11 protein-coding genes are annotated in these 13,077 nt (G+C 62.6%); 5 read left to right on the plus strand and 6 right to left on the minus strand.

The window, feature by feature from the left end; genetic code table 11:
* Positions 1-8: 8 nt before the first annotated feature.
* Together FJT57_RS05620 and FJT57_RS05625 are read left to right on the plus strand one after the other, a co-directional pair.
* The gene (locus FJT57_RS05620; RefSeq protein ID WP_144902740.1) at positions 9-1,055 is read left to right on the plus strand and encodes a PAS domain-containing sensor histidine kinase; all 1,047 of its coding nucleotides are present in this window, start codon (positions 9-11) and stop codon (positions 1,053-1,055) included.
* Between the two features lie 182 nt (positions 1,056-1,237).
* A complete protein-coding gene (locus FJT57_RS05625; protein WP_144902743.1) occupies positions 1,238-2,809 on the plus strand; it encodes an ATP-binding protein in 1,572 nt (523 codons plus the stop codon).
* Here FJT57_RS05625 and FJT57_RS05630 read toward each other — a convergent pair whose 3' ends face one another.
* Together FJT57_RS05630 and FJT57_RS05635 are read right to left on the minus strand one after the other, a co-directional pair.
* Complete coding sequence (locus FJT57_RS05630) at positions 2,810-3,637, minus strand: endonuclease III domain-containing protein (protein WP_144902746.1); 828 nt, start codon at positions 3,635-3,637, stop codon at positions 2,810-2,812. It abuts the gene before it with no gap.
* Positions 3,638-3,716: 79 nt separating this feature from the next.
* Positions 3,717-4,157 carry a DUF371 domain-containing protein gene (locus FJT57_RS05635; RefSeq protein ID WP_144902748.1) on the minus strand — a complete coding sequence of 147 codons (441 nt, stop codon included), beginning with the start codon at positions 4,155-4,157 and terminating at the stop codon, positions 3,717-3,719.
* A gap of 334 nt (positions 4,158-4,491) precedes the next feature.
* Between FJT57_RS05635 and FJT57_RS05640 the strand changes: the two genes are divergently transcribed.
* Together FJT57_RS05640 and FJT57_RS05645 are read left to right on the plus strand one after the other, a co-directional pair.
* On the plus strand, positions 4,492-5,415 hold the full coding sequence (locus FJT57_RS05640) for a coiled-coil protein (RefSeq protein ID WP_144902751.1): 924 nt from the start codon (positions 4,492-4,494) through the stop codon (positions 5,413-5,415).
* 204 nt (positions 5,416-5,619) lie between these two features.
* Entirely contained in the window at positions 5,620-6,726 is a 1,107-nt protein-coding gene (locus FJT57_RS05645; RefSeq protein ID WP_144902754.1) for a DUF373 family protein, read from the plus strand.
* A 120-nt stretch (positions 6,727-6,846) separates the two neighbouring features.
* On the opposite strand, the gene FJT57_RS05650 is transcribed toward FJT57_RS05645, so the two are convergent.
* The 4 genes from FJT57_RS05650 to FJT57_RS05665 form a co-directional block, all read right to left on the minus strand.
* Complete coding sequence (locus tag FJT57_RS05650) at positions 6,847-7,671, minus strand: aldo/keto reductase (protein ID WP_238993923.1); 825 nt, start codon at positions 7,669-7,671, stop codon at positions 6,847-6,849.
* 106 nt (positions 7,672-7,777) lie between these two features.
* Positions 7,778-9,013 (minus strand): digeranylgeranylglycerophospholipid reductase, encoded by a 1,236-nt coding sequence (locus tag FJT57_RS05655; protein WP_144902756.1) that lies wholly within the window; start codon positions 9,011-9,013, stop codon positions 7,778-7,780.
* A gap of 430 nt (positions 9,014-9,443) precedes the next feature.
* Complete coding sequence (locus FJT57_RS05660; protein ID WP_144902759.1) at positions 9,444-10,307, minus strand: 2-oxoacid:ferredoxin oxidoreductase subunit beta; 864 nt, start codon at positions 10,305-10,307, stop codon at positions 9,444-9,446.
* Positions 10,304-12,058, minus strand: a complete 1,755-nt coding sequence (locus tag FJT57_RS05665) for a 2-oxoacid:acceptor oxidoreductase subunit alpha (protein WP_144902762.1) — start codon at positions 12,056-12,058, stop codon at positions 10,304-10,306. Before FJT57_RS05665 ends, FJT57_RS05660 begins: the two co-directional genes overlap by 4 nt.
* A gap of 374 nt (positions 12,059-12,432) precedes the next feature.
* On the opposite strand from FJT57_RS05665, the gene FJT57_RS05670 reads away from it, so the two are divergent.
* Positions 12,433-13,077, plus strand: a complete 645-nt coding sequence (locus FJT57_RS05670; RefSeq protein ID WP_144902765.1) for an FAD-dependent oxidoreductase — start codon at positions 12,433-12,435, stop codon at positions 13,075-13,077.

Consider the following 13,077-nt stretch of genomic DNA (forward strand, 5'->3'; position numbering starts at 1 on the left):
GAGAACGGATGGGTGAACAGTTTTCCAGCGAACCATGTGACTTTCGTCAATTAGTCAATTATATCGACGGCATTGCACTATGGATCGCTTCCGAACCGGGGAATTTCGAGTACATTAGCGCGGGGGTCGAAAACATCTGGGGGATCCCCGCTGAGACGCTCCAGAACGATCCCTCCCGTGTCCTCGACGGAATCCATCCTGACGATCGTGAGCGGGTGCGATCGTTTATGCAACAACCCGCTGGGCAAATCGCCAACGAATCATACGAGGGGCGAGTCGTTCGGACGGACGGGACAACCCGATGGGTACACACGCGGCAGATACCCATCCGCAACGACGACGGGAACCTGACCAGAGTAGTCGGCATCACGACCGATATCACCGAACAAAAGCAACGCGAAAAGGAGTTCGCCGCCCTCAATCGGATCCTTCGACACGATATCCGTAACGATTTAGCGATCATTCTCGGCTGGGGCGAATTGCTCGAAGATCATCTCGACGAGGAGGGGACGAAACTCCTCGATAAGATCCTCTCATCGGCAAATCACGTCATCGAACTCACGGAGATCGCGCGTGATTACGCACAAACGATCGCGGATCGAGGTGATATGGACGTCAAGCCGGTCTCGCTGCAGGCGGTAGTAACACAGGAGGTCGACGTGCGACGTGAAGTCTTTCCTGAGGCGGAATTCCGATTTACTGATCCCGTCCCCGACCTCGGAGTGGTAGCAAATGAGATGCTCACCTCGGTCTTTCGAAATCTCTTCAACAACGCCGTGCAACACAATGATACGGACACCCCGATCGTCGAGATCAGTTTTGAGGTGGGCGATGAGGACGTGGTGATCTGTATCGCGGACAACGGTCCCGGAATCCCGGACGAGCAGAAGGCCTCGATCTTCGAGGAAGGTGAGCGGGGATTAGAGAGTTCAGGAACCGGCATCGGGCTCTATCTCGTACAGACGTTAGTTGCGCAGTACGATGGTGATGTGTGGATCGACGACAATACGCCGACAGGGTCCGTGTTCCACGTGCGACTTTCAAAAGCCAGCTAGGTCCCACATTCCGGGGAACACCACCGGAGAATGTGCGGTGCGTGTCGTGGTCCGATCGACAGAGGTGCATTCGTCAGGTAACAGAGGCCGCACGAGAGAGATGGCGTGGAACGTGTATTCCGATGAATCTTCGGTATCTGAATTCACAAAATGCTCATACCAGTGTACACAGATAATGAGCTATGGGGGCCGTAATGTACCGGGAACGGATCTACGATATCTTTGCTGAGCCCACCGAGAAGACCGAGAGCCAGATCCATCAGGCGCTCGATATCGGTACTGAATATCTGGATCTCTCAATCGGCTTTTTCACGCGGATCACTGACGGGAGACAAGAGATTCTGTATGCGACTGGAGACCACCCGTTGATCCAACCCGGAGAAAGCTGTCCGCTGGAGGAGGCCTACTGTCGACGGACCATCAAAATCGAGAGCCCGCTCGCCATAGAGGACGCGAACGTCTCATCCGCGATCTCCGACACTGCCGTTGAGACGTTCGACTTAGGGGCGTATATCGGTGCAAAGGTCATCGTAAACGGCGAGACCTGGGGCACTGCCTGCTTTGCCGATAACGATCCACGGGACGAGGCCTTTACTGAGGCCGAACGGTTCTTCGTCGAACTCATCGCCAGACTCGGCGGCCAGGCCATCGAACGGCGAACCTACAAACAGCAACTCACAGAGCGTGAAGAACAATTAGATGAACAGCGCGAGATCTATCAGGCAGTCATCAATGCCAGTTTCGATTCCGTCCTCCGATTCGATACGGCCGGGACATTCACGTACGCATCACAGAGCGTGCGAGAGCTCTTGGGCTATTCGTCTGAAGAACTCGAAGGGCAACCGGTCACGCTCACTCACCCGGATATCCAGACGACGGAGTGGGCGTGGGAGAAATTCTCTCAGATACTTGACGGCGAGCCAGCTGAAGCGCGGGATTTCCCACTGGAAACGAAATCGGGTACTATCGTCTATACGGATATTCGAGGGGTACCGATCTACGACGGGAGTATTCTGGAGTCGGAACGTTCAGCGGACGATATCGTCGGGATACAAGTATTGGTTCGTGACGCGAGCGACCGCCGCCAACGAGAAGGACTCATCAGCGTGATCAACCGAGTCCTTCGTCACAACGTGCGAAACGAAATGACCGTCATTCGCGGCTGGGCCGATATACTTGCGGAGGAACTGGACGCGAGCGGGGCCGAAAAAGCGGCAGTCATCAGTGGGGCTGCGACGCGGTTACTTGACCTGACAGAGTCTGCACAACAGATTGAGCAGTATCGTGAACTCACACCTGAGTTAGGACCGCTGAATCTCATTCCCGTGGTTGAGCGCATCGTGGCGGAGTGTGAAACACGATATCCAGACGTTTCAGTGACTGTTACCTCGCCAGAGAGAGCGATTGCGGAGACCCTTCCACGCGTCGAAATTGCACTGTTTGAACTCATAGACAACGCCGCGAAACACGGAGGAGAGCCCGCAACGGTCGGGGTAAACGTGGGCGTTACTGATCGGCATATCACACTGCGCGTGAGTGACTGTGGCTCGGGGCTTCCAAATGTGGAACGAGCCGTGTTGGAATCTGGGAGGGAGACACCACTCGTTCATGGACAGGGGCTCGGACTGTGGCTGAGTTACTGGATCATCACGACATTAGACGGAGAGATCGAAGTCGTCGAATACCAGCAGGGGACGACAATTGAAATTCGGTTACCGAAACCGCCAGCGGACCGATGTACCACCGGTGGATAGCTACGTTGCATCAGCGGGATCGACGACGGACTCGTCGACCTCGTCGACGCCGACGCGGTCGCATAGATCGTACAGCGGGCACGCCTCGGGGCCATCCAGACACGCGGGCTTCCGCGCCGTGCAGTACTCGCGGCCGAACTGGATCATCGCCGTGTGACCGAACCCGCATTTCTGCCCCGGGACATCGGCCTCGAGACGCTCGCGGACCGTCTCGTGATCGGCATCGGCGGGGGCGAGTCCCATCCGCCGAACGATCCGATGAACGTGCGTATCGACGGGGAAGACGCCGTCGCGGCCGCCCGCGAAGAGGAGCACGCAGTCGGCGGTCTTCGGCCCGACGCCGTGGATGTCGAGCAAGGTATCGCGGACCGCCTCGGGCTCGCCCTCGCGTACGAACGCGTCGAACCCCTGCCTGCCGCCGTACTCCTCGCGGATTCGCTCGGCCGCGCCGATGATCATCGCCGACTTTTGGTTATAGAGTCCCGCCGACGAGATCGTCTCCGCGAGTTCCGACTGTTCTGCGTCGGCGAGAGCGGCCACGAGGTCCCCGTCGTCACCGCTCGAACCTGATTCGCTGCCGTCGGAAGCGTATCGCTCCATCAGCGCGTCGTGCGCGGGCTGGCTCGCGACGTCGCTCGTGTTTTGTGAGAGAATCGTGCGGACGAGCGACTCGAAGGCGTCCTTGCCGCCGTAGGTCTTCTGCCAGTACAGCTCTCCAAGTTCGTCGACGACGGCCTCCGCGCGTATTCCGGCCTCGCCGGGCTCGAACGAGGCGTCCACGCCGCCCTCGTCGCCGCCGCTGATGTTCTCCCGGGGTTCGTCGGGCATACGGGCGGCTTGGGAGCGGGGAGAAAAAAGCGGTCCGGCTCGCGGGTCGCGGTCCTCTCCCACGACGCCGACACGGCCGTTACTCCGCGTCGACGACCAATTCGAACCGAAGGTCGGCCCCGCTCGCGAGCGCGTCGACGAGGTCGCGGTCGACGTCACCGGCGGCCGCGTCGCCGCCGACGAGGACCGTCCGATCGTCGACGTAATCGCTCGTCCGACCGACGTGGCTCCGCTCGTTTTCGAAGGAGAGATCGGGGTGTCCGCCTCCGGTGACCGTTTGGGTGTGGGTTTCGTCCTCGGCCGTGATCGCCGTGAGTGTCGCGGTGATCGTCGCCTTGGGATCGCGGCACGCCTCGACGAACGCCTCGTCGAAGTCCGCGGGGACGCGGTCGGCCTCGACGGCGAGGATGCAGTCCCCGGCCGGTGTGAGCCAGTCGTCGCTCGTCACCTCGAAGGTGCTCGCGTGTTCGGCAGTCACGTTCTCGTGGCCGCGTGCGTGAACGACCTCTCGCGCTTTCATACCCCTCGCTCCGCGACCGGGCGGTAAGTTTCACTCGGTCCTTCCGCCCTCGATTCGTAACCGTGTGATACGATACCAAGTTTCTTTATATAGCTCTCCAACGGAGTGAGAAGTACTCACACGGGTCGTACGAGGGGTGTGCGAGAGGTTTTCAGCCACTTTGCCCACCGATAGATTTATATTTGGTAGACATCAATGAATAGTCACCAGAGCGCCTCCGGCGTTCCGGCGGCACAGCACGCAGAATGATCGGAAATTCTTATCCACGGTTGACAGCGATCGACGAGCGGCCGCCACGGTCCGGAGCGGTGATGGTATCGAGGATTGATCACGTATGGTGACGCAGCAAGACGTTCTTGACGAATACGACGTACAGGCACTGAAAGAAGCAGACAACATCGAGCTTACCGACGAGAAGCTCGAAAACGGCTCGAAAGGGCAACTCATCAAGGTCGCCGGACAGCTCCGGGACCGACGAAACGACCTGAACCAGATGGCGTCCGAGCGCGCTTCCAAGCGCGACGACCTGAACGCCAAAACCCGCGAGAAGGTCGACGAGGCCCAGGAGCACCGCGAGAAACGCGACGAGCTCAACGAGCAGGTCCAAGAGCACAAAGAGAGCCGAAACGAGCTCAACGCGAAGGCCAACGAGCTGTTCGACAAGGTCGAGGAGATGAAGTCCGACCTGGAGCTCGACGACGGCAAGGACATCGAGGAGCTCCAAGAGGAGATCGAGCAGCTCGAGTTCCGTCAGCAGACCGAGGTCCTCTCGACGGAGGACGAGCGCGAACTCATCGAGAAGATCGAGGACAAGCGCGAGGAGCTCAGCCAGAAAAAGGAGAAAGTCGACGACAGCGGTGAACTCGAAGAGCTCATCGAAGAGGCCGAAGAGGTCCGATCGGAGGCGTCCCAGCACCACCAGAAGGTGACGGAACTCGCCGACGAGGCCCAAGAGCATCACAACCAGATGATCGAGGCCTACCGCGAGGCCGACGACATCCGCGACGAGGCCGACGCGATGCACGAGCTGTTCGTCGAGGCCCAGGAGGCAGCCGACCGCCACCACGAAGACTTCGTCCGCGTCCAGAAGCGTCTCCGCGAGCTCGACAAGCAGGAAGAGCAGGAACGCGAGGACGAGCGCTCCGAGAAGCGCGAGGCCGCAAAGGAAGAGGCCGAGGAGATCTACCAGAAGTTCAAGGAAGGCGAGACCCTCGACACCGAGGACCTGATGAAGCTCCAGAAGACGGGGCTTCTCTAAGCCGGACGACGCCGGAGTCTGCGGCCGTTTTCTGTTTTCGTTTTTCCGTATTTCCTCGTCCAGCGAGGGCGACGTACCGCGTTCTCTGGGGAGTGATACGTCGCGTTCCCCGACGGCAGCGACCGCCGAAGACGACAGCAATCAGAACCGCCCGGCGGATCGGTGACCGAGAGACATTTAACCGAGTCAATCATTCACACGACCGTGACAACGCTGGTCCTCTGCGTCGACCGATCCAACGACATCGGTCGAACCGCCGGGTTGGAGCTTCCAATTGTCGGGTGGGAGGCCGTTCAATCCCTCGTGACCGACATCGGACTGGTCGACCCGGAGGATTCGAGCGTCAACTGCTTACTGGAGACGCTGCGCGTCGCCCGCGGCCTCCGCGACGGCCGCGAGGAGACCGTCGTCGCTGTCGTCTCCGGCGGCAGCGACTCCCTGGTGAGCGCGGATCGTTCGCTGTCGGCACAGGTGGACGCCCTCGTCGACACCTACGATCCCGACTCGGCGATCGTCGTCATCGACTCGGCCAACGACGAGCGCGTGGTTCCGGTCATCGAGAGCCGCGTGCGGATCGACTCCGTCGACCGGGTCGTCGTCCGCCAGGCGCACGACATCGAATCGACCTACTACCTCCTCAAGCAGTTCTTGGCGGATGAGGAACTCCGCGCGACGGTTCTCGTCCCGCTCGGTGCGACGCTGCTTCTCCTTCCGATCCTCCTCACGCAGTTCGCCCCGGCGGTCGCACTGGCGAGCATCGCGGCGCTCTTGGGTGCGGTGCTTCTGTACAAGGGACTCGCGATCGACGAACTCCTCTCGGAGGTTCCGGAGCGGGTCCAGGAGGCGTTGTACTCCGGCCGTGTCTCCGTCGTCACCTATGCGGTCAGCCTCGGACTGGGGCTCGTGGGTATCTTTCTCGGTGCGCTCTCGGTCTCGCCGCAGGTGGGCCCCGAGTCGGTCGTCGTCCGGACGATGCAGTTCACTTACAGCGCCGTGCCGTGGCTGGCGCTCGCCGCGCTCACCGCGAGCGCCGGTCGACTGCTCGATGAGCTCATCGGCACCGACGGGATCAGCACGCCGTATCTGAACCTCCCGTTCGGGGTCATCGCGCTCGGGTTGGTCGTCCGCGGGTTCGCCGGGTGGTTCCTTCAGCGGGAGGCCGTCCTCGCCGACCCAGTCCTGTGGCGGTTCGTGGTGACTCCCCAGCAGCGGCTCGCGGCGTTCATCGTCGCTGGAATCGTCGTCAGCGTCGTCGGCGTCAGAGTCGCCGCGAGCGTCAGCGGCGAGTCAGTCGAGGACGTCCCACAGTAAGTCGGTCGACGATATCGCACAGTATGTCAGTCGACGATATCGCACAGTAAGTCGATTGAGGACGTCGCGCAGTGAATCGTCGCGAGTATAGTGACCCGTCCTAGCGGCGCGCGCCGACCGTCACCACGGGGCGTAGTCGGGATCGACCTCCCGCTCGGTCCGGTCGATGGCGTCGATGGCATCGATGTCCCCGTCGTCCAGGTCGACGTCCAGCGATCGCCAGTTGTCGAGAATGTGCGATTCGCTCGTCGCCTTCGGGATCGCCGTCACGCCCTTCTGACGGAGCCACGCCAGCGACACCTGCGCCTCGCTCACGTCGTGCTTCTCGGCGATCTCGGTCAGTTCCGGGACGTCGAAGACCTTCCCGCGGGCCAGCGGCGAGTACGCGACGAGTTCGACGTCGCGCTCGGCGCAGTGTTCGCGGAGCGCATCCTGTTGCAGCAGCGGGTGCATTTCGACCTGATTGGCGAATATCGGCGTGTCGGCGGCATCGATCGCCTCGTCGACCTGTTCGGGGAGGAAGTTGCTGATGCCGATACGGTCGACCTTTCCGTCGTCGACCAGTTCGTCGAACGCGCGGAACGTCTCCTCGGGGTCGTAGTCACCGGCGGGCCAGTGAACGTACAGCAGGTCGACGGAGTCGACGCCGAGTCGTTCCAGGCTCTCTTCGGTCGATGCGAGCACGTCGGCGTATCCGAGCTTACTGGTCCACACCTTCGTCGCCAGGAAGACGTCTTCGCGGGGGACGTCGGCGGCGGCGATTCCGCGCCCGACACCCTCGTCGTTGCGGTAGGCCTGTGCGGTGTCGACGTGTCGATAGCCCGCGTCGAGCGCGGTCGCGACGCTCTGTGCGCACTCGTCGGGATCGTCGTTCTGCCACGTTCCGAGGCCGAGCACCGGCATTCCGTTCGTGAGCGGTGCGCGTCGCTGCCCGTGAGAACTCATACGCGAGTGGAGGCCCGCCGACCGGTTAGGCGTTTGGGCGGCGGGCCGCCGAATCACTCGGCTCATCGGTCGATCTCGGCTCACCGATAACTCTTTGCCAGCGGCGTTACTCGGTGAGCCGCTGTTTCGCGAATCGCGCGAGTAACGGCAAGTCGTCGACGTGTATGAGCTTCGAGAGGTCGCGGAGGCTTCCGTCGTTGGCGCCGCTGAGCGTCTCTAGGCCCATCGCGTTCAGGTCGCTCATCAGGCGGTCGTAGCGCTCGTTCGGCGCGAGATACAGCAACTGGGTCATCGTCAACCGGGTGCGCATATTCGGCGCGACGCGGGCGTGCCAGAGGTCGTCGTAGACGGTCATTGCGTCCGCGGACGTGTCCGTTTGCGAGCCCATCAGGCAGCGGTCCGCGGTGATGGCGGCGGCGCGTGCGGACTCCATACACTTGTGGATTCCCTCCCCCCACAGCGGGTCGATGGTCGGCACGGTGTCACCGATGGCCATAAAGCTGTCAGTGCTGAGGCCGTCCGGCATCTGGATGTGCGCGCTGCCGCGGTGCTGTTGTTTGTCCGCGATACGCCGGGCGTCCGCGAACCGGGGATCGGTCTCCAGCCAGTGGTGGAGGTGGTCGTCGATGCTCTTCGACGTGTCGCCGTACTGCTGGTAGCTCTCGTTCTGGATGTAACACAGGCCGACTTTCGCCGTGTCGCCGCCCGTGTGGAAGATCCACGAGTAGCCGCCGGGCGCGTACTCGTGATCGAGGCGCAGCATCATCGCGTCGGTGAGGTCCGCGAATCCGGGGTGGTCGACGTCGACGCCCTCCATCTCCCATTCGATGCCGACAGCCTGATGCTTCCGCTCCAGGCCGCAGACGTCGAGTTTCTTCGCGAGCGGCGCGGCCGGTCCCGTGGCGTCCACGATGATCTCGCCGTACACCTCCTCGTCGCCCGCGTACTGGACGCCGACGACCTTCCCGTCCTCTACGATGGGGTTGTTCACGCGCGCGTCGAATCGAACCTCCGCGCCGTGCTTGCGCCCCTCCGCGACCAGCCACCGCTTGAAATCCGCGAACTCGAGGATTGCGCCGGGCTGGTCCTGGACGAAGTGCTCGCTGGGGGACTCGAGGACGACCTCGTCGGTGTAGTTCATCACGACGTCGTCGGGAATCCCGAACGCGCCTGTCATCGACGCGAACGTCCCAGCCGTGGACTTGTTCGACTGCCGCGGGAACTGATCTTCGGGTTCGGCTTCCAGCACGAGCACGTCGTACTCGCGCTGCGCGAGGTCTCTCGCGCACTGTGCTCCGGCCGGGCCTGCGCCAGCGATAACGACGTCGTAGTACTCAGACATAGCGTATTCCAGTAGTATGCGTTGGCTGCGCGCACCGGCGCTCCGGTGCGGTGGTCGTGCGGACGCCGCGCTGCGGGCGCTGTCCGGCCCGCCAGCGTCTTCGACCGGTCGTTGCGGCGTCCGCGGTCATTGTCACTCGTGGTAAGTCAGGGCGCGGGTAAAAAACACGCCGGAACGTTCCTGACGCCCGCGAGAGGGCGGAATCTCGCGGTGGAGGCAAACGGTGGGTGGAGCGTCACCGAGCGTCGGCGCGCGCAGCGCGCCGTTCACCGTGAGCGAGCACGGCGAGCGAACGGGTGTTTTTGGTGGAGGTTTTTGCGAGGCGGGTTCCCGCAGCGAGCGGAGTTCCCGTGAGCCGAAGGCGAACGGGAGCACGGGAGAACTTCGTTCTCCCGGAGCGAGCGAGGAAGCCCGCCGAAGTAAAAAGGTCCTAGTAGAACTCTCGGACGAGGTCCATCGCTCCCTCGGGTGCGCCCTCGTCGATCTCGGACGTATTCGTGTCGACTCCGTGCTTCTCGCCGTACGGAATCGATTTTTCGCTCTGCCAGATGACGCCCTGATACTCCTTGCTGGCGTCGAGAATCTTCTCTTTGGCCGCGTCGTAGTCAGTCGGGTCGTGACCCTCCTCGGCGACGTCGACGAGATTGTCGCGGAAGTAGTCGTAGGTGTCGACGTCGTTGAACGTCACGCACGGGCTGAAGACGTTCACGAAGCCGAAGCCGTCGTGCTCGATGGCCTTCTGCACGATCTCGGCGTGACGCTGCGCGTCCGTCGAGAACGACTGCGCGATGAACGTCGCCCCCGACGCGAGGGCGAGCGCCATCGGGTTGACGGGTGGCTGCTGTGGTCCCTCGGGCGTCGTCGACGTCTCGAAGTCCATCCGCGAGGTCGGTGAGGCCTGTCCCTTCGTGAGGCCGTAAATGCGGTTGTCCATCACGACGTACGTCATATCGACGTTCCGCCGAACGGCGTGAACGAAGTGACCCGCGCCGATCGAGTAGCCGTCGCCGTCGCCGCCCGCGACCATCACTTCGAGGTCGGGGTTCGCGAGTTTGACACCCGTTCCGACCGGGAGCGCGCGACCGTGCACGCCGTGCAGCGCGTACGAGCGCATGTACGTCCCGATCTTTCCGGAACAGCCGATCCCGGCGACGATGAACGTGTTGTCTGGATCGTTGCCCGTTTCGGCCAGCGCCTTCATCATCCCGTTCATCGTCCCGAAGTCGCCGCACCCGGGACACCACGTCGGTTGCTTGTCTGATTTGAAGTCCGTGAATCGAACGTCCGAGCTCATTGGTCTGCCTCCTGTAGGGCCGCCTTGATATCCGCTGCGAGTTCGTCGGCCTTGAACCGCACGCCGTCGTATTTGTTCACGCGGTCGACCCGCCTGAGCGTGTCGTGCTCGACGACATCCGCGAACTGGCCGGTCGCGTTACACTCCACGACGACGACGTTCTCCGCGGACTCGACCTCGTCGGTCAGGTCCGGTCGGGGGAACAGATACGGCACCGAGAGGAACCGCACGTCGACGCCTTCCTCCTCGAGGAACTCGATCGCCTCGGTCATCGCGCCCTCGTTCGAGCCCCACGAGATGACCAGATTGTCCGACTCCTCGTCGCCGAACTCCCGCGGCGAGAAGTCCTCTCGCTCCCGCGCGGTCTCGACTTTTCGATTTCGCTTGTCGACCTGTTCGACGCGCATCTCGGTGTCTTCGGTCCGCCGTCCGAGTTCGTCGTGTTCGAGCCCCGTCGACATATGGACGCCGCCGTCGGTGCCGGGGAACGCCCGCGGAGAGACGCCGTCGTCGGTGAGCGCGTGGGCCTTGAACTGCCCCTTCTCGTTCTGCCACTCCTCGACGGACTCCTCGTCGACGACCTTTCCGCGATCGATCTCGACGGCGTCCATATCGAACGCCTCGGGGGGGAACGTCTGCTCTGTGACCGCCATCGCGAGGTCGGCCGCGATGTACACCGGCGTCTGGTACTTCTCGGCGAGGTTGAACGCCTCGACGGTCTTCCAGAAACACTCCGAGATCGAGGTCGGACCGAGCACGAACCGCGGGATCTCGCCGTGGCCGCCGTACAGCAACATATTCAAATCGCCCTGTTCCTGCTTGGTCGGCATCCCCGTCGACGGTCCCGAGCGCATCACGTCGACGATGACGAGCGGCGTCTCGGAAGTGGCGACGAGGCCGAACGTCTCTGTCATCAGATCGATCCCCGGCCCCGACGTCGCGGTCATCGACCGCGCACCGGCGCGTGCCGCACCGAGCGCGATGTTGATTGCCGACAGCTCATCCTCCGCCTGCAGGACGTGCCCGCCGAACTGTTCGATCCGGCCCGTCAGATACTCCATAACGGCCGTGGCTGGCGTGATCGGATAGCCCGCGTAGAACTTACAGCCCGCGGCGATTGCGCCCATTCCGATGGCCTCGTCTCCGTTGAGCAGGACGTAGTCGGCGTCGGTCGTCTCCAGTTCGTAGTCGAAGTCGTGGCCGTACTCCTCGGCGACGTAGTCGCGACCGGCTCGGGCCGCCTCCTTGTTGTTGTCGACGAGCGACTGTCCCTTGGATCCGAACCGCTTTTCGAGGGCGCTGTCGAGGTTCTCGATGGGGAAGTCCGACACTTCACAGGCTGCACCGAGGGCGACCACGTTGCGCATAATCGCGCCGCCAGCCTCCTCGGCGAGGCGCTTCAGCGGAACGTCGAGACCGATCATCCCCTCGGGGATCTCGACGTTCTCCATCGTGGTCCGGTCGCCGTCGTAGATGATGACCGAGCCCTCGTGGAGCTCATTGAGGTTCTCTTCGATCGTCCGCGGCGTCAACGCGATGAGGACGTCGAGACGGTCGACGACGCTCTGGACCGGATCCACCGCGGTCCGTACCTTATACGCCGTGTAGCCGCCGCGGATCCGTGAGGCGAAGTCTTTCGACGTGAACACGTGTCGCCCGGAGCGTGAGAGCGCCTGGGCGAAGATTTTCCCCGTCGAGTCGATGCCATCGCCGGCTTCCCCGCCGATGGCCCAGTTGAAGTCCGCAGGCATGTGGCTAAGGGATACCCTTGGATCGAAGAAAAGCCTTCTGAAAGCCCTTGAAAAAAGGGACGGTTCCGGACCCACAGAACTGCACGAATATGGGATAAAACGCGGCGATGAGACCGATCAGAGATGATAAATGGCAGATATTGCGGGTAAAATTGGACATCAATCCATCAACGTGCTCTCCGAAGATAGTGGGGACAGCGCGCGTGCCCGATCCGATATCATCGGTGACGATATCGCGATGACGTTCCATCGGTGACGAGGCCACGGAGACGGTCCACCGGTGACGAGATCACGGAGACGGCCCACCGATGGCGACACCAAGCAGGCGGCCGCGGAAGGCAACTGACTTTTCATCGGCCCTCGAATCCGCTCGTATGGACGCAACAGTCGCCGTCAGTGCGGTCCGTGACGTCGGACCGCGAACGGTCGCGCTCGAGTTGGCATCGCCGGACGGATTCGACGCCGAGCCTGGACAGTTCGTGAAGCTCTCCGCCACCGTCGACGGCGAGGACTACGCCCGGTTTTACACGCTCTCCTCGCCCGGCGTCGACGATACCTTCGAGGTGACCGTCGGCGTCGACCCCGACGAGGCGGGACCGTTCAGTCAATTCCTGATCGATCTCGAAGCGGGCGACGAACTCGACGTCTCCGGACCGTTTGGGAAGAGTTTCTACGAGGGCGCATCCCGCGTCATCGTGCTCGCTGGCGGGCCGGGCGTCGGCCCCGCCGTCGGAATTTCCGAGGCCGCCGTCGCCGACGGAAACGACACGGCGATCGTGTACCGGACAGATGCCCCGGCGCACGAGGATCGGCTGGACGCGCTGCGCGAGGCGGGCGCGTCAGTCACCGTCGTCGGCGAGGGAGACGAAATCGAAACCGCAGTCGCCGCGGCCCTCACCGGCGACGCCGACGAGCAGGTGTTCGTCTACGGGTTCGCCGACTTCGTCGACGACGCGGTGACCGCGCTCGACGCCGCGGGCGCGGACCCAGAGGCCGCGAAAGTCGAGAACTTCGGCTGA

This window comes from Halobellus captivus, from assembly GCF_007655485.1.
GTDB lineage: Archaea > Halobacteriota > Halobacteria > Halobacteriales > Haloferacaceae > Haloquadratum > Haloquadratum captivum.

Coding starts and splice junctions, on each gene's coding strand:
- FJT57_RS05620 (WP_144902740.1), top strand. CDS start 9: ATGGGTGAACAGTTTTCCAGCGAACCATGTGACTTTCGTCAATTAGTC.
- FJT57_RS05625 (WP_144902743.1), top strand. CDS start 1,238: ATGGGGGCCGTAATGTACCGGGAACGGATCTACGATATCTTTGCTGAG.
- FJT57_RS05630 (WP_144902746.1), bottom strand. CDS start 3,637: ATGCCCGACGAACCCCGGGAGAACATCAGCGGCGGCGACGAGGGCGGC.
- FJT57_RS05635 (WP_144902748.1), bottom strand. CDS start 4,157: ATGAAAGCGCGAGAGGTCGTTCACGCACGCGGCCACGAGAACGTGACT.
- FJT57_RS05640 (WP_144902751.1), top strand. CDS start 4,492: ATGGTGACGCAGCAAGACGTTCTTGACGAATACGACGTACAGGCACTG.
- FJT57_RS05650 (WP_238993923.1), bottom strand. CDS start 7,671: ATGAGTTCTCACGGGCAGCGACGCGCACCGCTCACGAACGGAATGCCG.
- FJT57_RS05655 (WP_144902756.1), bottom strand. CDS start 9,013: ATGTCTGAGTACTACGACGTCGTTATCGCTGGCGCAGGCCCGGCCGGA.
- FJT57_RS05660 (WP_144902759.1), bottom strand. CDS start 10,307: ATGAGCTCGGACGTTCGATTCACGGACTTCAAATCAGACAAGCAACCG.
- FJT57_RS05665 (WP_144902762.1), bottom strand. CDS start 12,058: ATGCCTGCGGACTTCAACTGGGCCATCGGCGGGGAAGCCGGCGATGGC.
- FJT57_RS05670 (WP_144902765.1), top strand. CDS start 12,433: ATGGACGCAACAGTCGCCGTCAGTGCGGTCCGTGACGTCGGACCGCGA.